This window comes from Streptomyces sp. NBC_00440 (genome assembly GCF_036014215.1).
Lineage (GTDB): Bacteria > Actinomycetota > Actinomycetes > Streptomycetales > Streptomycetaceae > Streptomyces.
This window is the reverse complement of the sequence record NZ_CP107921.1, coordinates 8,016,199-8,038,030: the sequence shown is the minus strand read 5'-3', so window position 1 is coordinate 8,038,030 and position 21,832 is coordinate 8,016,199. Positions and strand designations below refer to the sequence as shown.

Sequence of the window (21,832 nt, the reverse complement as noted above, 5' to 3'; positions counted from 1 at the left end):
CGGCACGCCGGGTCGACAACGGCCCGGGTGGCTCCCGCCGAAGGAGGCACCGATGACAGCGAAGGACCCGGGGATGACCGCCCTGAGCCAGAGCTGGTGCGCCCTCTCCCTGCTGCACGGAAGGATCGAGGCGCACATCGAGCGCGCGCTCCAGGCGGGCCACGGGCTGAGCGTGCGCGAATACTCGCTGCTCGACGTCCTGAGCCGCCAGCACGACGGGGAGGGCGGCCATCTGCAGATGAAGCAGGTCGCCGACGCGGTGGTCCTCAGCCACTCCGCCACCACCCGGCTCGTCACGCGGCTGGAGGACCGGGGGCTGCTCTCCCGATACCTCTGCCCCACCGACCGGCGCGGCATCTACACCGACGTCACCCCGGTGGGGGCCCTGCTTCTGGAACAGGCCCGCCCCACCAATGACGCAGCCCTGCGCGCCGCCCTCGACCGGGCGGCGGCCGATCCGGAGCTGGCACCGCTCGTCAGGGCGGTCGAAGCGCTGAAGACCGTCCAGGCTGCCGAAGCAGCGGAGGCCACCGCCATTTAATTTCCGCCCTGCGGGAATAACGGCGCGATGTGTTGATTTTCAGCGATCCGAGCACCCACCGAGAAAATCTGCCCCACATCGCGGTGCTCAGCGTGCTACTGTCGTTACCAGTTGCAGTTGTGGTTCCCAAAGACTTCAAGTGCTCTCACTGGCTTTCTGTGCCGGTGGGCGCATTTTTGTATTTCCGGTGTATTCCGGACGTGGTAATCATCGCGGCGACGTGGGGTTCGCACAGTGCGGGCCTCCGGGCATTTTGCCCCGAAGGAGAGTTTCACATGGCATCTGGCACCGTTAAGTGGTTCAACGCGGAAAAGGGTTTCGGCTTCATCGAGCAGGAGGGTGGCGGCGCTGACGTCTTCGCCCACTACTCGAACATCGCCGCCCAGGGCTTCCGCGAGCTCCAGGAAGGCCAGAAGGTGACCTTCGACGTCACGCAGGGCCAGAAGGGCCCGCAGGCCGAGAACATCGTTCCCGCCTGACGCATGACACGCAGCTGGGGCCCGCACCTTGGGGTGCGGGCCCCAGCTCGTTGCTTTGTTCGGGCTTCGACCGGTTCCCTGTTACGGTTCCGGAGAGGGCCCGTTCCCAGGTGCGCACCGCGGCCCCGCTGGGGCAGGGTGCGCCGCCCGTCGCCTCCACAGGACGGACGAGGGCCCGCCTGACCCCCTATGCGCCGGTACACCAGCCGCCTCTGTTCGGCAGTTTCCGGCCGTTTCGAACTCACCGCCCCGGCTTTTCTCCGATCTGCCCGGCCTTGATTTCGCTCTTTACTTCGGCTCGTTCTTGCGATTCTTCGGCCTCTTGTCCGCTGCCGAGAATTCCTCGATACGTGCCACATCGAGGAAGGATCCGCATGGACCGCACAGCACGCACGAACGACCGTTACGCACGTACCCGCAGCGGTGGTGGCGCAGGTTCCGGCAGGGGCGGCTTCCGCTCCCAGGCGCAGAGCCGCTCGGGCGGCTCCGGCCGCTCCGGCGCGCCCAGCCGCTCCGGTGGCCGCGGCCGCAGGCCCGCACCGCAGGGCGAGTTCGCACTGCCTGTCACGATCACACCGGCGCTGCCCCCGGCCGCCTCGTTCGCCGACATGGAGCTGCCGCCCGAGCTGCTGAAGATGCTCACCAGCCTGGGGATGAACGAGCCGTTCCCGATCCAGTCCGCCACGCTGCCGAACTCGCTGGCAGGCCGGGACGTCCTGGGACGCGGTCGCACCGGATCGGGCAAGACCCTCGCCTTCGGCCTCGGCATGCTCGTCCGTACCGCCGGACAGCGCGCCCAGCCGCGCCAGCCGCTGGCCCTGGTCCTCGTGCCCACCCGCGAGCTGGCCCAGCAGGTCACCGACGCGCTCACCCCGTACGCCAGGTCGCTGAGGCTGCGGCTGGCCACCGTGGTGGGCGGTATGTCGATCGGCAGGCAGGCAAGCGCGCTGCGGGGCGGCGCCGAGATCGTCGTCGCGACCCCCGGCCGGCTCAAGGACCTCATCGAGCGGGGCGACTGCCGCCTCGACCAGGTCACCATCACGGTGCTGGACGAGGCCGACCAGATGGCCGACATGGGCTTCATGCCGCAGGTCACCGAACTGCTCGACCAGGTGCGCCCCGACGGACAGCGCATGCTGTTCTCGGCCACCCTGGACCGCAATGTCGACCTGCTGGTCCGCCGCTACCTGCACGACCCGGTGGTCCACTCCGTCGACCCCTCGGCGGGTGCCGTGACCACGATGGAGCACCACGTGCTGCACATCCACGGGTCCGACAAGTACGCGACGACCACCGAGATCGCCGCCCGTGACGGCCGGGTGCTGATGTTCCTCGACACCAAGCACGCCGTGGACCAGCTGACCAAGCACCTGCTGAACAGCGGCGTACGGGCCGCCGCGCTGCACGGCGGGAAGTCCCAGCCGCAGCGCACCCGGACCCTCGCGCAGTTCAAGACGGGCCATGTCACCGTGCTGGTCGCCACCAACGTCGCGGCCCGCGGCATCCATGTCGACAACCTCGACCTGGTCGTCAACGTCGACCCGCCCAGCGACCACAAGGACTATCTGCACCGGGGCGGCCGTACGGCGCGCGCGGGAGAGTCCGGCAGCGTCGTCACCCTCGTACTGCCCAACCAGCGCCGTGAGATGAGCCGGCTGATGGCCGACGCCGGAATCACCCCGCACATCGCCCAGGTGCGGTCCGGGGAGGCCGAGCTGAGCCGTATCACCGGCGCCCAGGCGCCCTCCGGTGTCCCGGTCACCGTCTCCTCACCGGTCGCCGAGCGCACCAAGGGCAGCCCCTCGTCGGCCCGCGGCCGGCGCAGCCGCCCCGCCCAGGCACGCCGCACGGCGGGTGCGCCCCGCGGCCGCTCCGGCAATCCGCCGCAGCAGTCGTCCTCGTACAAGAACGTCGCCTGACCGAAGCCCCGTACCGGGTGACCTGCTGATCGCCGCTCCGCACTGCGCGGGGCGGCGATCGGGCTTTCCGGGGTGTGCCGTCCGGGCATCCACGGCGGAGCGCCGGCGTTCCGGAACCCACCGGGCAGCGCCGGACGTTTCTTGACTTACCGTTGTCCGCCTCTCTACGGTCGGCGCCTGGAACCGGTCCGTACCGACGAGCAGGAATCCCATGGCCCCGCACTCCCCTCCGCCCGCCGACGGCGCTTCCGCGGCAGGACACGACGCGTTCCACCCCGACTTCACCCCCGGGGACGCCGACCGGAATCCAGGACCGCTGCGTGCCAGGCTGCACCACGTACGCGCCGGGTCGCTCGACGGCGGGACCGCGCAGAGCGGTGGTATGCAGCGGTTCGCCGCGATCAGTGGGAAGACCGTCGGTTCGGAGCGGATCTGGATGGGCGAGACGCATGTCGCGCCGGACACGGCGTCCTCCGACCACCATCACGGGGCGTCGGAGACAGCGATCCATGTCGTCGCGGGGCACCCGGAGTTCGTCTTCCTCGACGACGCCGGCGGTGCGCCCGAGGAGGTGCGGATCCGGACCGGACCGGGCGACTACGTCTTCGTCCCGCCCTATGTGCCGCACCGCGAGGAGAACCCGAGCCCCGACGAGACCGCTGTCGTCGTCATCGCCCGGAGCACTCAGGAGGCCGTGGTGGTGAACCTCCCCGGGCTGTACGTGCTGGGTGAGCCGCCTGCCTGATCACAGACCTGCGGGCCGGCGGGGCGGGGCGCTCACCGCGCGCCACGCCCCGCCGGCGCGTTCCCTGGTCTCCGCGGGTCAGCAGCTGAGGTTGGAACCCGGGGTGGTGCCCAGGATCTGGACGAAGCTCTGGTAGCTGTCGATCCGGCTCTGCACCTGCGCGGGGTTGCCGCCGTCGCATTCGATGCTGCCGTTGATACTGCGGATGGTCTGGCCGAAGCCGGCGCCGTTGACCATGGCGTTGTGCGGGGTCATCGTGCCGGGGCCGGTCTGGGTGTTCCAGTACCAGAGGCCGGTCTTCCAGGCCACGGCCGGGTCGGTCTCCACCAGGCTCGGATTGTTGAGCAGGTCGATGCCCAGCGCGTCGCCCGCCGCCTTGTAGTTGAAGTTCCAGCTGAGCTGGATCGGTCCCCTGCCGTAGTAGGAAGCCTGGCCCGCCGGGCACCCGTAGGGCTGTGACGTGTCGCAGTAATGGGGGTAGTTGGAGGTGTCCTGCTCGACGACGTAGACGAGACCGCCGGTTTCGTGGCTGACGTTCGCGAGGAACGCGGCGGCCTCCTGGCGCTTGACCGTGTCGCTGCCGGTGTTCGCGAAGGCGGGGTAGGAACTCAGCGCCGCGGTCAGCCCGCTGTAGGTGTAGAAGGAATTGCGGTTCGGGAACATCTGGTTGAACTGCGCCTCGCTGACGACGAAGTCCGAGCCGACGGGCGGCACGCTGCCGCCGTCACCGCAGGCACCCTGGTCCGACCAGACATCGGCGGAGCCGGGGGTCTCGTTCTGGGTCCACCATTTCGCCGACCAGTTGTGCCCGTTGTACGAGACGGCCAGTCCGCCCGTGTAGACGGAGGAGGAATTCCAGGCCGAGGCACAGGTCGCGGCCGAGGCCGGTGTCATCGGCAGGAAGACAGCGAATCCGATGGCCGCCAACAGGGCGGTGAGCAGAGCCATGAGGCGTCGTGACACGTGATCACTCCTTCGCGCGGCCATCGGGACAACGATGTCCGCTTGTGGGGGTGAGGGCACTCAAGCCTGATTGGTCTGGACCTGCCAAGAGGGCGTTCGGATACTGGTGCACGGTGCGGTGAGCCGTGGCGGCCGCAGGCCCCAGCAGGTGAGGCCGTAGGGTCGGAGATGTTGTTCCAGCACGGTATGGAGGGTCTGTTGCACGCTGTAGCCACGCCCCTGTTCGACCCCGGCGCGGGCCAGGGAGCACGTCAGTTCGCCGAACTGGGCCTGGCCCTGCTCCTGTCGACCCTCATCGGCGCCGAACGGGCCACCCGGCAGAAGAGCGCGGGACTGCGTACCCACACCCTGGTCGGCGTGGGCAGTGCCCTGTTCATGGAGGTGTCGCAGCACGGGTTCAACGCGGTCCTCGCGCTGCACAACGTCTCCTTCGACCCGTCACGGGTCGCCGCCCAGGTCGTCTCCGGCATCGGCTTCATCGGCGGCGGGCTCATCTTCGTACGCCGGGATGCCGTACGCGGGCTGACCACCGCGGCCACGGTCTGGCTCACCTGTGCCATCGGTATGGCGTGCGGCGGCGGACTGCCGCTCCTGGCCATCGGCGCGACCGCGGTCCATTTCCTGGTCGTCCACGGATACTCCTGGGTGACGCGGCGCATCCCCTCGATCGCGACCATGGAGCAGACCCGCCTCCATCTCGCGTACACGATCGGCACCAGTGTGCTGACGAGGATCCTGGAGCGGGCAACCACCGAGGGGTTCCAGGTCGTTCAGGTGCGGGTGGACCGTGCGGACGACAAGGCGCCCGAGGACACCGAACTCAGACATGACGAGGCGGGGACGGCCTTCGTCCACATCGACATCGAGGGGACGGGCAGCGTCCATCAGCTGGTGGCGGAACTCTCCGAGTTCGAGGGCGTGCTGAGCGTCTCGTCCATCAAGGGCGAACTCGCCGAGTGATCCAGAGCCGGGCGTACGACTCCCGGCCTGCTTCTCACCTGCGCGCGGCGGTTCCGGCCGGTTCTGGCCGGTTCTGTGGCGGGAACGCAGCGGCCCCGGGCGGTGAGGCCCGGACTTGCCGGGCCTCACCACCCGGGGCCGGAGCCGCCATGAGCAGCGAGCGAGATGTGTGGGGCGTGGTCAGGACTGGGGCGGGTCGTTCTGGTCGCCGCCGAGCCGGTGCTTGAGCTGGTCCTGGCCGGTGTCGACCTGGCTCTTGTACTTGTCGCCGGTCTTCTTGTCGACGGCGTCTCCCGCCTTGTCGACCCCCTTCCCGACCTGGCTCTCGTGGCCCTTCATCATCTGCTTCAGCTTGTCCATCATGGACATGAGTCGTCCTCCTCGCAGCGATTCCCCCTCCACTCCAGGGTGTGCGCACTCGGCCCGGTCCGCATCCCGGCCGGGGTGAACAGCGCCGGATCCGCCGTCGGGCGCCGCTTCAGGGGATACGGATTCCGGCGGCACGCGCGGTTCTTCCGGGGCCCCGGCGGACCCAGCCGACCATGAGGACCGCGCTGACGGCGGCGAATGCGCACCAGGTGGAGACGTATTCGAGCTTCCAGAGCAGGAAACAGATCAGCGCTCCCGCGCCGACGACCGCACCGAAGAGCCTCAGCAGCGGATCCGCGGTGAGCAGCAGGGATCCGACGGTTGCCAGCAGATATCCGGCGACGACGAGTGCGGGAAGCGGCAGGTCGACCACGTATCCGACGGTGTGACCACGGACTTCGGCGGAGACCGGACGGTCGGCGATGCAGAGCGCGAGGACGGCAGCGGTGGCGATCCCGGCCGCAACGGGCAGCAGCAGGCGGCGGCGTACCGGGCGCGGCGCGGCGAGCAGTACGCCGCAGGGCACCCAGAGGGCCAGCAGGGGCAGCGCGATGACGGCCCACGCCGTGGTGGCAGGCCCGGTGCCACCGCCGGAGTGCCAGACCTCCGCCTCGATGACCTGATGGATTCCGAGGAGCAGGGGCAGCGCGGCCAGCGGAAGATCCCGCGCCCGGCGCACCTGTGCCAGGCAGGCCACGCCGACCACCGCGATACCGGAGCCGACCGCCAGGTCGGCCGTCGCGCTCCAGCACATGGCGCCTCCTGGGCCTGGGCCTGGGCCTTCGGAATCAGTTACGGGAACGAGGGCCGGAGCCCGGTTGTCCGACGGTGTCGGTCAATTCCGGTTGGTCAATTCCGGCTGGTTGATTCCGGCTGGTTGATTCCGGATTGATTGGTTCCGGATTGATTGATTCGGGGCGGCCCTCTCAGGGGTCCGGTCCGCGCGGTCCGGCCGACAGGGCGAGCGCCAGGGCTCCGGCGGCGCACAGTGGTGGCGGCAGAGCCGCCCACGCCGGTGCCCAGGTCCGGAGCGCGGCGGCACCCACCGCGCCGGCGAGCAGTGCGGCGAGCCTGCTCCCTGCCGGGCGTCCGCCCGACGGATCGGTCAGCAGGGAGCTGAGGGTCCCGGTGAAGTACGTCGTCGGGGCGCCGGTGGGGCCCGCGGCGAACATGGCGGCTGTCTGAAGGCCCATCGCCACCGACAGGACGGCGATCAGCGCCGCACGGCCGTCGCCGTCCGGGTGCCCCCCGACGGCCGCCCAGGCCACGCCCACGGCGGCGAGGAACGCGACCTCGACGGTGAGACAGACGAACACCCCTCGGCTCCAGTCGGCGCCCGATTCGTCACCGGCGGGGCCCACATCCGTACGGGCACCGCCGCGGGTACGGCAGAAGCGGCCCGCGACGACTACGGCGAGCCCGAATCCGGCGAGCGCGACCAGCGGATACACCGCGTCGCCCGGCGATCCGCTGCCCAGACCGATGGCCATGAGGATCAGGTTGCCGGTCATCACACCGGCGAATACATGGCCGAGCGCGATGAAGGCGAGCGCGTCCACGGCACCCGCCGCGGCGGCCAGCAGGGGCAGCACCGCGACATCGGACAACCTGGCGGCGCGTGTCTTCAGCAAGATCGACCTCCGGATCCATGCTCGCCGCATTCACCGGCCCGCACAACGGCACCTGAGGCGATCGCCGGGGGACGGAGAGGGCCGTGCCCCGGAGCCCACCACACCCATTCACTCGAATGGCGTAACGGATCGCCATCTTCGCGAGGAGGGCGTCAGGGCGCGCCGACCGCCCTCCCCGGGCTTTCCGACAGTCGGCCAGGTCCATTCGTGTTGCCGGGAGGCGGGAATGAGCACCCGATGGAAGAACGCGTGCAATCCGCGGGCGGGGCCGTCCGAGCCTCTGCCGGACCACGTACAAGGGAGTGATCACAGATGGCAGCCGACTTCCGCAGCCCCGATGAGCTGACCGGCCTGATGGTCTACGACATCACCGGGGACAAGATCGGCGGCGTCGAGCAGGTCTACCTCGACGACCAGAGTGGCCGCCCCGAGTGGGCGACCGTGAAGACCGGCCTGTTCGGCACCAAGGAAACCTTCATCCCGCTCGAAGGTGCCCGGCGTGAGGAGAACGCCCTGCACATCCCCCACGCCAAGGAACTCGTCAAGGACGCCCCGCGGCTCGACGCCGAACAGCACCTCGATCTCGCCCAGGAGCAGGAGCTGTACCGGCACTACGGCCTCACCCACCCGGGTCAGTCCGCCGGTGCCCCGGAAGCCGCCGGAGCGGCCGGTGCGGCCGGTGCCGCGGGGGCTGCCGGAGTCGCGAACCGGAAGGCAGCAGGTCCGCTGCACGGTGAAGCGGCGGACACCGCGGGCACCCGGGGCACGGCGAAGGCAACCGGCCGGACGACCGACATGGGCAGCCGTGAGACACGGGGCGGCATGGGCAGCATGTCCAGCGGTTCCGAGACGACCGCCGGTGCGCGGGGTGTCCCCGCTGGAGTGGGCTCCCGTGCGGCCATGAACGAGAACGAGGAACTCATACGCTCCGAGGAGCAGCTGCGGGTCGGGACCGAGGAGCATGTCTCGGGCCGTGCGCGGCTGCGCAAGGTGGTGGTCACCGAGAACGTGACGACCACCGTCCCGGTCAGCCACGAAGAGGTCCACGTCGTACGGGAGCCGATCAAGGACGGCGACCGCTCGACCGCGGGCCGTGCCCGGATCGGCGAGGCGGAGTCCGAAGTGATCCTGCACGCCGAACAGCCCGTGGTCAGCAAGGAGGCCGTGGCGGTCGAGCGGGTGCGGATGGAGACCGAGAAGGTCACCGAGCAGAAGGAAGTCTCCGCCGAGGTCCGCAAGGAGGAGATCCAGTACGACGACGGTCACACCGCGAAGGAGCGTGGTGACATGGAGGGAACCGGCAACTGAAGCCGCGGCCCTGCGCGTTCCGGACGCGGCCGGGGCGCGGTCGGCCCAGGCCGGCAGAGGGTGGTGTGTCTCCACGGGGGAGACACACCACCCTCTGCCGTGTCCGGGAGCGGAGCCGGGTGGCCGCCTACGCTGAGGCGGGTTCTGCCGCAGCGACGGCGGTCCACCGCGCTGTGCCCGACAACCAGGGAGCCCCGCCGCACATGGTCAGCCATCCGGATGTCCGCCCCCATGGGTGAGTTCCGCATCGAACGTTGCAGCGCGCTGCCCCCGGAGGAAGCCTGGCGGCGCCTCACCCGGTGGGAGCTGCACGCCGCCCATGTGCCGCTGACCAGGATCACCGTGGTGACCCCGGGCCCGAACAGGGTGGGGACCAGGTTCGTGGCACGCACGGGGGCCGGCCCCGCGGGGTTCGACGACCCGATGGAGGTCGTTCGCTGGGAGCCGCCGCGCCCCGGGCAGCCAGGCTTCTGCGATCTGGAGAAGCAGGGCAGGGTGGTGCTGGGCGGGGCCTCGATCGAAGTGCGCCCCGAGGGGTGCGGCTGTCGTGTCGTGTGGCGCGAGGAGTTGCGGATCGCGAGGCTGCCGGGGGTGTTCGACGAACTCACCGCACGGTCGGGACAGCTGCTCTTCGGCCGTGCGGTGGCCGGGCTGCTCCGGGACTGACCGCTCGCAGTGCGGCCCATTCGGGCACCACGCGTGCCCTGCGCGGCCGAACTGCCGGCGCAGGGCACGGTGGAACCGGTGCCGTCCTGCGGCGCCGGGCGCCGCAGGACCGTGGTGGTGTCAGGAGCCGGCGTCCACGAGTTCCGCGAACCGGACATCCTCGGTACGCCCCTGCGGGAGCCCGGACGGCTCCGCGACGACGAGGCTGCGGGCCGCCGTCGAGACGGCGGGAAGGGGATTGCGGGGCTCAAGCGGGCTGCCGGTGGCGGCCTGGGCGCGGATCGTGAACCAGACCACCTTGCCGTCCTCGGTGGCATGTGTACCCCAGCTGTCGCTGAGGGTGGACACCATCGGCAGGCCACGGCCGTGGGTGACCAGCGGGCTGGCACAGCGCAGCTGCGGCAGTCTCGGGCTGGTGTCCAGCACGGCCGCGGTCAGACTGCGGCCGGTCCAGCGCAGTTCCAGGGTGCAGCGTTTGTCGTCGCCCGCGTGCAGATGGACGTTGGTGAGCAGTTCACACACGCCCAGACTGACCGGCTGGATCAGCGCATCGAGCTGCCAGTGGCGAAGATGCGCTGCGACGATACGCCGGACCTGCGGCACCCTGTCGGGTGTTGCTTCCAGGTCCAGTACGTACTCGCGGGATGCTTCAGTGATCACGACTGCGTCTCCTCATCAGGGTGGGCGGCGGAGTGCCGGCCTCACCTCGTCTGACATGACAGCCCCGAGGACACCGAAAGTAATCGGATGGACACACTATGACTTCCACCAGGGTCACCCCATCCGGGTGAATTCGCAACGCGCAGCGGTGGCACCGGCCTGACCTGGCGCTTTACCACCCCACCCGGAGGCCCTCGCGCGAAGTGGGCCGGCAGTGGCGGTCGTGGCACACGAACGGGCGGGTGGCCGCACAGCTTGCGCAGCTGCGGCCACCCGCCCGGAACGGCTCAGGAACGAACGTCTCCGGAGCACGTCCGGAACGGCTCAGGAACGGCTCAGGAACGGCTCAGGAGAGCGTCAGCTCCGGCTTGTAGAGGTCCAGCCAGAGTGCCAGGTCGAGCGTGCGCTCCAGGCCACGCCGGGACGCCTGGGTGATCTGCGGAACGTCCCGGTGGGCCGCCCGGCGCACCCTGTCCGCGTCGACCAGGTCGAAGATCGGGTGGGACGGCTTGGCCAGCAGGTCCTTGGCGTGCCCCTGGAGGGCGATGGCGTACTTGGGGTCCTGGGTGGAGGGGTACGGGCTCTTCACCCGGTCATAGACGGACTTCGGCAGCACGTCCGCCGTCGCCTCCCGCAGCAGACTCTTCTCCCTGCCGTCGAAGGACTTCAGGGACCAGGGCGTGTTGTACACGTACTCGACCAGCCGGTGGTCGCAGAACGGCACCCGGACCTCCAGGCCGACCGCCATGCTCGCCCGGTCCTTCCGGTCGAGCAGCACCCGCACGAACCGGGTGAGGTGCAGGTAACAGATCTTGCGCATCCGATACTCGAAGTCGCTCTCGCCGGCGAGCCGTTCGATGCCGGCGACGGCCCCGGCGTAGCTGTCCCGGATGTAACCGGGCAGGTCCAGCTTGGCGGTCAGGTCCGATCGCATGACGTCGGAGTCGTCCCCGAAGTGCTCCGAGAAGCGCACCAGCCAGGGGAACATCTCGGCGTTCCTGGCCTCCTCGTCGAAGAACTGGAGGTATCCGCCGAAGACTTCGTCGGCCGACTCCCCCGAGAGCGCGACCGTTGACTGCTCCCGGATGGCCTTGAAGAGCAGGTACAGCGATGCGTCCATGTCCCCGAAGCCCATGGGCATGTCGCGTGCGGTGATCATCCGGGCGCGTACGTCGGGGTCGGCCAGCGCGTTCGAGTCGAGCACGATGTCACGGTGGTCCGTGCCGGAGGCCTGGGCGACATCGTGGACGAACGGGGTGTCCGGCGTGCCGCGCAGTTCGTCGGCGACGAAGTTCTCGGCCTGCCCGACGAAGTCGACGGCGAAGCTGCGGACCGTCTCGCCGGTCTCGGCGAGCTGGCGAGCGGCTATCGCGGTCATCGCGGAGGAGTCGAGGCCTCCGGAGAGAAGCGTGCAGCGGGGCACGTCGGAGACGAGCTGCCTGCGGACGATGTCGTCGAGGAGCGTACGCACATGGGCGATCGAGGTCTCCTGGTCGTCGGTGTGCGGCCGGGTCTCCAGGGACCAATAGACGTGCCGGCGCAGTCCGCCGTGGTCGACAGTGACGACCGTGCCGGGCTCGACCTCGTGCATACCCTCCCAGAACCCGTGACCGGGAGTCTTGACCATGGCGAAGAGCTCGCGCATGCCACTGAGGCCGACTTTGGCGCGGGCCAGCGGGTTCGCGAGTATCGCCTTGGGCTCGGAGCCGAAGAGCACGCCGTCCGGCGTCGGGTAGTAGTAGAAGGGCTTGATGCCCATCCGGTCACGGATCATCACAAGCTTCTGGTGACGGCTGTCCCAGACGGCAAAGGCGTACATGCCGTTGAGCCGCTCGGCCACCCCTTCGCCCCACTCCAGATAGCCGTGCAGCACGACCTCCGTGTCGGAATCGGTGACGAATCGGTGCCCGCGGCCGGTCAGTTCACGGCGGAGCTCGGTGAAGTTGTACGCCTCGCCCGAGTAGACGATGCCCACCTCGCCCCGGTCGGTCTCGACGGTCATCGGCTGACGCCCGCCGGGCAGGTCGATGATGGCCAGCCGGCGGTGCCCGAGACCCGCGGGACCGCTGATCCAGGTGCCACGGTCGTCCGGGCCACGGCAGGCCATCGTCTCGGTCATTGCATCCAACGTCTCGGACTCGGACCGCAGATCACGGTCGAAAGAGACCCAGCCGGTGATCCCACACATGTGATTCCTCCTGCTTCCGACCACGGCCGGAGCCTCGAACCCCCGCGTTGATCAGCGGAAATACGGGCGAACTGGGCTGCCGGACCGGATCAGTTGTAATCAGCACCTATATGACGAGCGTGGGTCACACGACTGCATGCAGTCAACGCATGGTTAACGCAAGCGCCGCACCCTACCCAGGCATTTCGGCCGTTCGGGGTTCGCGGTGGCTGTGTGCCCGGCGGGCAGAATCCCTGCCATGCCCGCCTCGCGGCTCTGGTTCCGACCAACGGAACGACAAGATCAAGCCACAGGCAAAGACTTCATCAATCCCGGGCGCCGGCTCGTTTCAGCACTGATCCGGGCGCCGACCGTCCGGTCGACCCCCTTCGAAGGAAGTCCGTACTGCCCGTTGCGCCGGGCTTGTTCGCGGGAGAGGTGCAGCGCCCGCCACGGCGGAGCGGGACGCCCTCGCCCGGCCCCCTCACTCGGCCCCCTCGCCCAGCCTTGGCCCAGCCCCGCAGGCCCCGGTCACCAGGACGGGCCTGCGGGGCTGCGTGCCTACGGGGCCTGGAGGCGTACGGGGGTGTGGGGCCCGCCGAGCGCCTGTGGGGCCGGCGGAGTTGTGAGGTCAGCGGGTAAGTCGGCGCTCCCGGGGCTGGGTGGTTCCCGCCGTTCTATGCCTGATGCGCCGCGCCAGGGGTGCGGATCTGCAGCTGCTCCAGGCGCTGTTGCAGCAACTGGAGCGCCCCACGCTGGCGTCCGGGGACCCGGCGGCGAAGCTCGACCAGATCCGGGGCGAGAGTACGGACGCGTGCGGAGTCCGGTATCTGCTCCCACTCGTGGTGCGCCCGGTCCACCGCGGCCTCGACCTCGGCGTCGTCGACGGCCTGGCCGCTCTGCAGACGGGCGCCCGCGGCCATCAGCCACAACTCGCAGCTGCGCCCCGCGTCCCCGGCGAGATGGGCGAGGTCGGCCCGCACTTCGAGCCAGTGCAGGGCCTGCGCCGAACCCGGCCCGTGGGCGCGCATCGCCTCGCTCTCCCAGGCAGCGGCCGCGGCGGCGGCTTCGGTGTGCCGTCCGGCGCGCGCCGCCGAGAGGATCGCGGGGTGCGGATCGGAGGCGGGGTCCGGCCCGGCGGCCCGGACCACAGCTGCGGACACTGCGGGAGCGGGGGCCGGTGCCGCACCGCCGGGGGCGGCGGTGCGGCTGGACCGATCCGGGGCGGCCAGGGCGTTGTCCCGGCCGGCCGCCTGCTGCGGGACGTGGGCCCGTTCGTGCTCCGTTACAAGGCCGGGCACCGCGGCCGCCGGAAGGCCCGGTCCCGCGCCGAACAACAGGGCTCCATCGGATCCACCCTGGGCCGCGGCCAGTTCGTGGAGCTGGTCCAGCGGCGGCCTTGCTCCGGTGCGCCAGATCTCGGCCATGGCTTTCAGATAGCTGGGCCCGAGCGTGGTGCGGCGCCCGGGAGGCGGTGCGACCCGCCCGTACAGCCGTACACCGGGACCGAGGCCGAAGCCTCCGTGCGCCAGCTGCTCCCAGGTTTCGGAGTCGGCCACCAGGTCGACGACCACGGTCGTCGTGCCGGGCGGCCGCACGGCGAGTTCGGTCGCGAGCCAGTGCCACGGCAGGCCGCTGTAGCGCACGGTGGCAGCCGTGGTGCGGGCGAGGGCGAGGTGCACCAGCCGCTGCTTGCGGTCGAGTTGCAACTGGCCCGCGATATACAGATGAAGCGGCCCGGGAGCAGCCGCGACGGCACGCAGCCGTGTCAGGACCGTCTGCGGATCCATGGGGTCCGCGAGTTCGACAACGGTCGCGAGCGCGGTGCCGGTGAGTGCGCTCGGGGGCACCGCCGCGAGCGTCGCCAGCACGGAGGTCGCGTCGGTCAGACGGCCCTTGCCCTCCGGTGCGGCCGCGAGCAGCAGCGCGGTCCCCGGTGTCATATCGTCCCCATTGATCACACCAGAACCGTATCCGGTAGGAGGTGTGATCAGTACCGCAGCCGGTGGCTTCGGTGGCGGCCGAGGCCACGGCCCCCTCGGAGAGCCGGACTTCACCATGCCCGCCCCGCGCAGCGGAGTACGCCCGGTGGCGAACGCACGGCGGACGCCTCCTCCCATACCGCCCGGTGGCGCCCGCCGCGCGCCGCTGCCTCAGCCGGTCAGGGTGGACAGCAGCCGCCGGGGTCCGACCCCGGTCCGGATCACTTCCCTTCCCGGCCGACCGTGTTGTCCGCCAGCACCTGCGCGACACCGGCCGTGTTGGCCGCCAGCACCTGCGCGACATAGGACTCGGTGGCCGCCTTGCTGATGCCGAGGCCGGACAGTGCTCCCGCGCCGTCCTCGAACTCCAGCAGCGCGAGCAGGATGTGCTCCGTTCCGATGTAGTTGTGGCCGATCCGCAGGGCCTCCCGGAAGGTCAGTTCCAGCACCTTGCGCGCCGCGGCGTCGTACGGGATCAGCTCGGGCACCGTCTCCGCCTCGGGCGGCAGTGTGGCGGTGACCGCCTCGCGCACGGCGTCCAGTTGGGCGCCCTGCGAGATGAGCGACTGCGCGGCGAGCGCGTCGGGCTCGGCCAGGAGCCCGAGGGTCAGATGCCCGACGCCGATCTCGGCGTTGCCCGCGGCGCGGGCCTCGTCCTGCGACGCTGTCACGACGCTCTTCGCGCGCGGCGTGAAGCGGTCGAATCCCTGACTGGGGTCGAGGGTCAGGGCTTCGCCGGCCCCCTTGGGCACGAAGCGCTTCTGTGCGGCCTGCCGGGTCACCCCCATGCTCTTGCCGATGTCGGTCCAGGACGCGCCCGATCGCCGCGCCTGGTCCACGAAGTGGCCGATCAGATGGTCGGCCACTTCGCCCAGGTGGTCGGCGGCGATGACCGCGTCGGTCAGTTGTTCCAAGGTGTCGGAGTGGACTTTTTTGATGGCTTCGATCAGGTCGTCGAGCCGGACCGGATGAGCCGCAGGGACTGGATTCACCATGTGACAACCTTAGGTTGACAGCAGAGCGACTGTCAACCATGGGTTGTCACTTCATGGCGCCGGTGCATGACGTCGGTGCACGGACCTCAGTTCACATGCCTCAGTGCACAGGTCTCAGTGCACAAGTGTCAGCGCACTGTGTGGCCGCCGCTCCCTCCAGAGGCCCCACCCGGCTCCCTGCGACGCCACTTCGCCAGCAACACCCTTGCCCGGCCGACGACTTGCGGTCGGGACGCCGGAGGGGCCGGGCAGACACCCTCACCCGGTCGCGGGGCGTCCAGGCTCGCGCGCGCCTCCTCAAGAGCCAGAATCAGGCTCGTCCTGCACCAGAGGATCTCGTCGGGATCGTCCGGCGACAGCAGACGGTCCACCACCTCCCGTGCCGCCGGGGAGTCCGGGCGCACAGCCACCGGTTCCGGCCGGAGCCTGTTCAAGTACGCGCGCTCGTACGGATCATCGACCACTTCCGCCAGCTGGACCGGATCGAGCGCACCGGCCAGCACGGCCGCCCGGGCCCAGGCGCCGTCCGCCCGCCGCAGCAACAGCGACTGCCGGCGGCCTCGCCAGTTCCGCGCGCGCCAGTCCTCCCCCGCCTCCAGCCTGCCGCGCAGTTCTTCCGGGGTCCGGCCCGTGAGCAGCGCGGGCTGGTTCACCGCGAACTCCTCGACCTCCACGGCGAGATACATCCAGACGACGGCCCGGTAGCGGTTCAGACGGAACGAGACGGGCGTGAAGCAGCCGGCGCGCGCCAGCCTGGTGAACCGGGCCGGGCTGACACCGATGAGCTCGGCCGCCGCGGCCGTCCCGACCGTCCTCACCCGCTCCCGCAGAGTGTCCGGAAACCCTTCTGTCGCCCTCAGCCGGTCAGCCTCCTCCGGGATGACCCGGCGCCGCGCACCACCCGCGTCCGCCGTGACCCTGATGTGGCCGAGCCGGACAGCCAGCTCGAACTCAGCTCGCCTCAGGCCCAGTTCCCTGGCGGCCCGATCGAGAGTCAGCGCCTTCCCGGCACTCCCGGTCGTGACGGTCGCGACGGCCCTGCTGTCGTGGTCAGCTTCGGTTACAGCCATGATGCCCTCCCCCGTGAGGAACGAATACTCTCTGTAATCAGAGTAGCCGGGAGGGGCCCATCGCCCGACCGGCCTGTGGATAACTCCGCAAGCCGGCCGGGCTGCGCAGGTCAGCGCGGCGTCACCAGGTCGCGGACGACGTGTCGTCGGGCTGCCTGGCGGCGACCGCAAGGTGCTCCCCGACCCGGTTGACGAGCAGGGTCATCTCGTACGCGATCTGCCCGATATCGGCCTCGGCCGTACTCAGGACGGCGAGACAACTGCCGTCGCCCGCCGCTGTGACGAAGAGGATCCCCTCGTCGAACTCGACCATCGTCTGGCGGACGCCGCCCGCGTGGAAGTGCCGTCCCGACCCCTTGGCGAGGCTGTGCAGGCCGGAGGCCACCGCGGCCAGATGCTCCGCGTCCTCCCGCGCCAGTTCCTTGCTCACCCCGGTGACCAGTCCGTCGTTGGACAGCACCAGCGCACACCGGACGTGCTCGACCCGGTTCGTCAGGTCGTCCAGCAGCCAGTCGAGTCCCTTGCTCAGCGCCATGTCCCCGCCCTCCCCCTTGATTCAGTTCCCCTGATCCTGTTCCCCGGCCCCGCGAACTCCGGCCAGCCTTCACCACAGCCGCGCTCCGGGCAAGGAGACGCGTTCCGGGTGGGTTCGGTTCGCGACGCGGCCGTCCACGGCCGATGATGCTGTCATGGCACAGCAGATGACCGAGGAACAGTGGCGGGCATTCGTCTCGCACTCCACACGCACCGGCAAACTCTCGACCGTACGCGCCGACGGGAGCCCGCACATCGCACCGATCTGGTTCGTCCTGGACGGGCAGGACCTGGTGTTCAACACGGGCAAGGACACCGTCAAGGGCCGCAATCTGGCCCGTGACGGACGCGTGGCCCTGTGCGTGGACGACGATCGCCCGCCGTTCTCCTTCGTCGTGCTCCAGGGGCACGCGACGCTGAGTGAGGATCTGGCCGAAGTAGGGCACTGGGCCGGCCGGATCGGCGCCCGGTACATGGGCGAGCAGCGCGCGGCGGAATTCGCCGAGCGCAATGGCGTACCGGGCGAACTCCTCGTCCGGGTGCGCATCGAGAAGGTACTCGCACAGGCCGCCGTGGCGGACTAGGTCCCGTCCGGCCGATCTTCGTGGATCAGGCCGGGGCGTCCGGTGCGGTGCCTCGCAAGACGGAGGATCGCCCCCGTACTGGACGTACTGGGGTGACTCCGACAACGCGGCGAGGTGCCGTGCCAGGCGTCGCGGGCCCGCGAAGACCGGCCGGACAGGGCCTAGCGCAACCCGGCGCCCGCGTCAGTGTTGCGCGGCAGCCTGGCGTGCGCGCCGCTCACGCTTCTCGTGCCGGGCGCGCCAGTACGGGTTGTCGTGCGGAAGGCTCCCGGACACCCGGCCGTACATCCCGAACGTCATCAGCAGAATCCCGACCACAAAGCTGAACAGGACGTTCTGAAGGTGGAAAGCCAGGAAGTTGGCGCTCGTACCGATCAGGGCGAGGTTGACGAACCCGCTGAGGATGAAGGCCACGCCGATGACCATGTTGAGCATCGATGAGATGTTCCCGCCGATCACGGCGCCCGCCATCAGGATCAGGCCGATCACGATCGACAGAACGCTCAGTGCACCGTTGGTGTTCAGGCCGGCGACCATGTCTCCGCCGGTGCTGAAGAACCCGATCTTGTCGATCACGCCGAGTATCCCGAAAGCCAGCAGGACAAGGCCCATGAGACCGGCCCCGAAGCGGTAGACCCGGCTCAGTCTGTGGTCGACCGGCAGATGTTCGTCCAGGACGAAGCGGCTCCGGGGGGCGTGCACGGTATGGCTCGTAGCCATCTCTGATCCTCCTCCGTTCCGGAGGCATCCCACCCCGGTCGGTCGCACAGGATCCATACGATGGGTCGAAATGCCCCATTTACTGCTCTTTATGATATTCGATGCCGCGCTATATGGGGATGGGAGCGGCCGCAGAGCCGGTGCTCGGCCGTACTGAGCCCCGGCCCGCAGCCGGAGCCCGTACGGGTATCCGAGGCGGAGGCATCCGGGAGACGCGGCCGGGGGATCATCTCCTCATGACCGATGACCACACACATGTGCAGGAGTTCTTCGGGGCCCGGGCCGCCGGCTGGGACACCCGCTTCCCGGACGACGGACCCGCCTACGCCGCCGCCGTCGCGGACATGGGGCTGCGGCCAGGTGACGCCGTTCTGGACGCCGGCTGCGGTACGGGGCGGGCGCTGCCCGCGCTGCGTGGGGCGGTCGGGACAGCGGGTTACGTCATCGGGGCCGACCTGACGCCCGAGATGCTGGCGGCGGCCGTGCGTGCGGGGCGCCACCGCGACGCCCAGCTGCTGCTCGCGGATGTCGCACGGCTGCCGGTGCTCACGGAGTCGCTGGACGCCGTGTTCGCCGCGGGGCTGATCGCGCATCTGCCCCAGCCCGAGGACGGGGCACGGGAGTTGGCCCGCGCCGTCAAGCCCGGTGGCCTGCTGGCGTTGTTCCATCCGATCGGCCGGGCGGCGCTGGCGGCCCGGCAGGGGCGTCGGCTCACCGATGACGACCTGCGCGGCGAGGGGCCGCTGCGGACACTGCTCGCCGCCTCGGGGTGGCGGATGACCTCGTACACCGATGAGCCCGACCGGTTTCTCGCGCTGGCCGTGCGCGACGACCAGGGAAGCTAGGTCCTGTCGGGCCGGTGTCGCGGCAGCCAACGTCTGCCCCTCACCGCACCCGGGCCGTGTTCCAGCGCGACGACGGGCGCCCCCTCCACCGGTGCAGCACCGAGCCTCCACAAGCGGAGCCAATTCATCCGATCTACCACTCGACGCTGGCGTTACTGACTGGTTAGGGTGCGCCGACGACTGATCAACAGGAGGCTCCAGTGACGGGGACGGACGATGCCGGCGACGACTCGCTGTATGTCCTGACTGCGGTATTGCTGACCCCAGCACAATTCCCGAGTGTGCTCGGCGACGACTTCCCTTCGGCGTGCCACTCGCTCGGGATCACTCCGCGTCCCGACGGATACGGCATGGTCCTGGGCCAGGACGGCGCGGGTGCGCGGTGGACCGTGGTGATCGACGATGTGTCGCTGGTCGCCGTGGCCATCGCATCCTGGGACTGCGGTATGGAGTACGACCTGTCGCCGGACGACCGGTCGATCGTCGCCTCGCTCCCGGGATGGCCGCTCGACGTTGCGGTCGCCGCGCCGGGGATACCCGCGCCGCACGACCCCGAGGGGCTGCCCGACGGCGGTCCTGTACCGCTCGCTCCCCCGCCCGCGGACATCTGGGGGCCGGCGCAGCGGCGGCTGGGTGCCGACGAGATCGCGCTGCAGTGGGCGCAGTGGCGTGAGCAGATCGGCGACGACGAGGCCTTCGTACCCGTCGACTCAGGAGAGTCCGGAGAACCCCGAGAAGCAGGAGCCCCCGGAGAAGCCACAGGGGCCACAGAAGCTGGAACGTCGTCGGAGCCCGGGGAGAAGCAGCCGAGCCCGGCTCGTCGTGTGATCGACGAACTGCATGCCTATCTGGACACACCGCCACCGCTCGGGCGCATTAGGTCGGCCTTCGCGCCGGAGGGCGCCCGCACGCTGCGCGCGGACGGGCCCGGCTGGTCGCTGGTGGCCAGGACCGACGACATGGCCTTCGTACTCCTCGACGACCAGCCCGGCGACGTGGTGCCGATCGGCCGGGGCCCCGCCCTGCCGGCGCTGCTGAAGAGCCTGGAGAAGCTGGCGGTACGCCCGGCCTGACCGGCCGGCGGCTCGCCCGGCCCGACAACCGGGAACACCCGGGAACACTCGCAGCCGATCCGCGCATGCCGCGCGCAGCGCCGCATACGGGCCCCGGTGAAGATGCGGTGCGCATCCCCACCGGGGCCCGGCAATCAGCGGCCTATCTCCTTACGGGTGATCCTCCGCAGCCTCCTGCGCTGGCTGGGGTCGAGCAGCAGATACGCCACGACGGGCACTCCGACCAGCACCAGCAGGCCCGGTAGGAATCCGATCAGCATCATCAGGATGATGCCGGCGACCACGCCGCCGACGGCGATCATTGCGGGCTTGGACATCAACGCCTCCTCAGCGGCTGATGCCGCTCTCTGCCTGTGGAACGCGCGGGGAAGCCCCACTGTTCCGCTCCGTACCGCTACGCCGCGCGCAGCGGCGCTCCGACCTCGTGCATGTGGGTCAGCGCCTGCCGGTAGGAATCGATCAGGGATGTCTGGGCGTACGGCATTCCCAGCGACCGGCAGTGCTCGCTCACCAGGGACTGGGCAAGCCGCAGATGGGGCCTGGGCATGCTCGGGAAGAGATGGTGCTCGATCTGGTAGTTCAGTCCACCGAGGAACCAGTCGGTGAGCAAGCCGCCGCGTACGTTGCGCGAGGTCAGCACCTGGCGCTGCAGATGCCCCCAGCGCTCGCCGTCGGAGTCGGGCATCTCCATGCCCTTGTGGTTCGGGGCGAACGTCATCCCGAGGTGCAGCCCGAACAGTGCGTGGTGCACCAGGGCGAAGACGACCGCCTTACCCGGGGACATGACCGTGAGCAGGAGCGCGGCGTATCCGGCGAGGTGCGCCAGGAGCAGCAGGGCCTCGACAGCCCGCTCGCGGCCCGGCTGACGGCAGCCGTCCTCCTTCTCCCGGGACAGCACCGTCTGGAAGCCGTAGACCTTCAGGGCGATGCCTTCGAGCAGCAGCAGGGGGAAGAAGAGCCGTGCCTGGTTGCGGGTGAGCCAGCGGGACAGGCCCTCGCGCTCCGCAGCCTGCTTCTGCGTCCAGACCATGACGCCGACGCCCACGTCAGGGTCCTTGTCGACGTGGTTGGGGTTGGCGTGGTGACGGTTGTGCTTGTCGTTCCACCAGCCGTAGCTCATACCGAGCAGCAGATTGCTGTGGAAGAAGCCGACAGCCCGGCTCACCCTGCGGTCACCGGACATCTGCGCGTGTCCGGCGTCGTGCCCGAAGAAGGCGGTGCGCGACCAGAGGACGGCCAGCGGAAGGGCCAGCACGAGGGTCCACCAGGAGTCACCCACGAGGAACATGCCGGCGATCGTCGCAGCGAGGGCCAGCAGGTTGGCGCTCATGCTGAGGATGTACCAGCCGGTGCGCCGCTGCAGGAGCCCGTGAGCCTTCACCGCCCTCAGGAGGGGGGCGAAGTCGCTGCCCGTCTTCTGCTCGGATTCCACGAGCAGCGAGGCGGTCTGTGGCATGTCGGTCTCCGGTCTGTTGGCCCATGCGCTGACCTCATGAAACGTATGGTTTCGGGACTGCGGGGACCATGGCACCACCACCCGGCCGAGGCAGGGGGACAGCCCCCGGCCAGGACAGGGGGGTCACCCCATGGCGAGGGGGTGGTGCTACCACCACCGTGCGCC

General features: G+C 69.9%; 23 protein-coding genes. 10 read left to right on the top strand and 13 right to left on the bottom strand.

Annotation, left to right across the window (positions count from 1 at the left end; translation table 11 throughout):
- Window positions 1-52: 52 nt before the first annotated feature.
- The 4 genes from OHB13_RS35635 to OHB13_RS35620 all read left to right on the top strand — a co-directional run bounded on the left by OHB13_RS35635 (window position 53) and on the right by OHB13_RS35620 (window position 3,684).
- Window positions 53-541 carry a MarR family winged helix-turn-helix transcriptional regulator gene (locus OHB13_RS35635; RefSeq protein WP_328379936.1) on the top strand — a complete coding sequence of 163 codons (489 nt, stop codon included), beginning with the start codon at window positions 53-55 and terminating at the stop codon, window positions 539-541.
- 275 nt (window positions 542-816) lie between these two features.
- Entirely contained in the window at window positions 817-1,020 is a 204-nt protein-coding gene (locus tag OHB13_RS35630) for a cold-shock protein (protein WP_164265153.1), read from the top strand.
- A 374-nt stretch (window positions 1,021-1,394) separates the two neighbouring features.
- Window positions 1,395-2,939 (top strand): DEAD/DEAH box helicase, encoded by a 1,545-nt coding sequence (locus tag OHB13_RS35625; RefSeq protein ID WP_266861579.1) that lies wholly within the window; start codon window positions 1,395-1,397, stop codon window positions 2,937-2,939.
- 211 nt (window positions 2,940-3,150) lie between these two features.
- The gene (locus tag OHB13_RS35620) at window positions 3,151-3,684 is read left to right on the top strand and encodes a cupin domain-containing protein (RefSeq protein WP_328379935.1); all 534 of its coding nucleotides are present in this window, start codon (window positions 3,151-3,153) and stop codon (window positions 3,682-3,684) included.
- Window positions 3,685-3,762: 78 nt separating this feature from the next.
- Here the strand turns inward: OHB13_RS35620 and OHB13_RS35615 are convergent, their stop codons facing one another.
- On the bottom strand, window positions 3,763-4,647 hold the full coding sequence (locus tag OHB13_RS35615) for a glycoside hydrolase family 19 protein (protein WP_328379934.1): 885 nt from the start codon (window positions 4,645-4,647) through the stop codon (window positions 3,763-3,765).
- A gap of 198 nt (window positions 4,648-4,845) precedes the next feature.
- On the opposite strand from OHB13_RS35615, the gene OHB13_RS35610 reads away from it, so the two are divergent.
- Window positions 4,846-5,607, top strand: a complete 762-nt coding sequence (locus OHB13_RS35610; protein WP_266861584.1) for an MgtC/SapB family protein — start codon at window positions 4,846-4,848, stop codon at window positions 5,605-5,607.
- A 180-nt stretch (window positions 5,608-5,787) separates the two neighbouring features.
- Here the strand turns inward: OHB13_RS35610 and OHB13_RS35605 are convergent, their stop codons facing one another.
- The 3 genes from OHB13_RS35605 to OHB13_RS35595 form a co-directional block, all read right to left on the bottom strand.
- Window positions 5,788-5,976, bottom strand: coding sequence for an antitoxin (locus OHB13_RS35605; protein WP_266861586.1), 189 nt, complete (start codon window positions 5,974-5,976; stop codon window positions 5,788-5,790).
- Between the two features lie 109 nt (window positions 5,977-6,085).
- Window positions 6,086-6,730, bottom strand: a complete 645-nt coding sequence (locus OHB13_RS35600) for a DUF6629 family protein (RefSeq protein ID WP_328379933.1) — start codon at window positions 6,728-6,730, stop codon at window positions 6,086-6,088.
- Window positions 6,731-6,902: 172 nt separating this feature from the next.
- Window positions 6,903-7,607, bottom strand: coding sequence for a YoaK family protein (locus OHB13_RS35595; RefSeq protein WP_328379932.1), 705 nt, complete (start codon window positions 7,605-7,607; stop codon window positions 6,903-6,905).
- A 312-nt stretch (window positions 7,608-7,919) separates the two neighbouring features.
- On the opposite strand from OHB13_RS35595, the gene OHB13_RS35590 reads away from it, so the two are divergent.
- Window positions 7,920-8,915 (top strand): PRC and DUF2382 domain-containing protein, encoded by a 996-nt coding sequence (locus tag OHB13_RS35590; protein WP_328379931.1) that lies wholly within the window; start codon window positions 7,920-7,922, stop codon window positions 8,913-8,915.
- Between the two features lie 231 nt (window positions 8,916-9,146).
- Window positions 9,147-9,581 (top strand): SRPBCC family protein, encoded by a 435-nt coding sequence (locus OHB13_RS35585; RefSeq protein WP_328379930.1) that lies wholly within the window; start codon window positions 9,147-9,149, stop codon window positions 9,579-9,581.
- A gap of 120 nt (window positions 9,582-9,701) precedes the next feature.
- Here OHB13_RS35585 and OHB13_RS35580 read toward each other — a convergent pair whose 3' ends face one another.
- The 6 genes from OHB13_RS35580 to OHB13_RS35555 form a co-directional block, all read right to left on the bottom strand.
- Window positions 9,702-10,241 carry an ATP-binding protein gene (locus tag OHB13_RS35580; RefSeq protein ID WP_266861596.1) on the bottom strand — a complete coding sequence of 180 codons (540 nt, stop codon included), beginning with the start codon at window positions 10,239-10,241 and terminating at the stop codon, window positions 9,702-9,704.
- 346 nt (window positions 10,242-10,587) lie between these two features.
- On the bottom strand, window positions 10,588-12,429 hold the full coding sequence (gene asnB, locus OHB13_RS35575) for an asparagine synthase (glutamine-hydrolyzing) (protein ID WP_328379929.1): 1,842 nt from the start codon (window positions 12,427-12,429) through the stop codon (window positions 10,588-10,590).
- Between the two features lie 656 nt (window positions 12,430-13,085).
- On the bottom strand, window positions 13,086-14,369 hold the full coding sequence (locus OHB13_RS35570) for a hypothetical protein (protein ID WP_443062983.1): 1,284 nt from the start codon (window positions 14,367-14,369) through the stop codon (window positions 13,086-13,088).
- A gap of 242 nt (window positions 14,370-14,611) precedes the next feature.
- Complete coding sequence (locus tag OHB13_RS35565) at window positions 14,612-15,385, bottom strand: Clp protease N-terminal domain-containing protein (protein ID WP_328379928.1); 774 nt, start codon at window positions 15,383-15,385, stop codon at window positions 14,612-14,614.
- A gap of 128 nt (window positions 15,386-15,513) precedes the next feature.
- The gene (locus OHB13_RS35560) at window positions 15,514-16,455 is read right to left on the bottom strand and encodes a DUF6397 family protein (protein WP_328379927.1); all 942 of its coding nucleotides are present in this window, start codon (window positions 16,453-16,455) and stop codon (window positions 15,514-15,516) included.
- A 121-nt stretch (window positions 16,456-16,576) separates the two neighbouring features.
- On the bottom strand, window positions 16,577-16,990 hold the full coding sequence (locus OHB13_RS35555; protein ID WP_328379926.1) for a roadblock/LC7 domain-containing protein: 414 nt from the start codon (window positions 16,988-16,990) through the stop codon (window positions 16,577-16,579).
- Window positions 16,991-17,144: 154 nt separating this feature from the next.
- Between OHB13_RS35555 and OHB13_RS35550 the strand changes: the two genes are divergently transcribed.
- Window positions 17,145-17,573, top strand: coding sequence for a PPOX class F420-dependent oxidoreductase (locus OHB13_RS35550; protein WP_328379925.1), 429 nt, complete (start codon window positions 17,145-17,147; stop codon window positions 17,571-17,573).
- A 183-nt stretch (window positions 17,574-17,756) separates the two neighbouring features.
- Here OHB13_RS35550 and OHB13_RS35545 read toward each other — a convergent pair whose 3' ends face one another.
- Window positions 17,757-18,293 (bottom strand): DUF4383 domain-containing protein, encoded by a 537-nt coding sequence (locus OHB13_RS35545; protein WP_266861608.1) that lies wholly within the window; start codon window positions 18,291-18,293, stop codon window positions 17,757-17,759.
- Window positions 18,294-18,529: 236 nt separating this feature from the next.
- Between OHB13_RS35545 and OHB13_RS35540 the strand changes: the two genes are divergently transcribed.
- Both OHB13_RS35540 and OHB13_RS35535 read left to right on the top strand, forming a co-directional pair.
- The gene (locus tag OHB13_RS35540) at window positions 18,530-19,138 is read left to right on the top strand and encodes a class I SAM-dependent methyltransferase (RefSeq protein WP_328379924.1); all 609 of its coding nucleotides are present in this window, start codon (window positions 18,530-18,532) and stop codon (window positions 19,136-19,138) included.
- Between the two features lie 200 nt (window positions 19,139-19,338).
- Window positions 19,339-20,211: a hypothetical protein gene (locus OHB13_RS35535; protein ID WP_328379923.1), complete on the top strand. Its 873-nt coding sequence runs from the start codon at window positions 19,339-19,341 to the stop codon at window positions 20,209-20,211.
- A 134-nt stretch (window positions 20,212-20,345) separates the two neighbouring features.
- On the opposite strand, the gene OHB13_RS35530 is transcribed toward OHB13_RS35535, so the two are convergent.
- Together OHB13_RS35530 and OHB13_RS35525 are read right to left on the bottom strand one after the other, a co-directional pair.
- A complete protein-coding gene (locus OHB13_RS35530) occupies window positions 20,346-20,528 on the bottom strand; it encodes a hypothetical protein (protein ID WP_266861614.1) in 183 nt (60 codons plus the stop codon).
- Window positions 20,529-20,605: 77 nt separating this feature from the next.
- Window positions 20,606-21,667, bottom strand: a complete 1,062-nt coding sequence (locus OHB13_RS35525; RefSeq protein ID WP_328379922.1) for a fatty acid desaturase family protein — start codon at window positions 21,665-21,667, stop codon at window positions 20,606-20,608.
- Window positions 21,668-21,832: the final 165 nt, after the last annotated feature.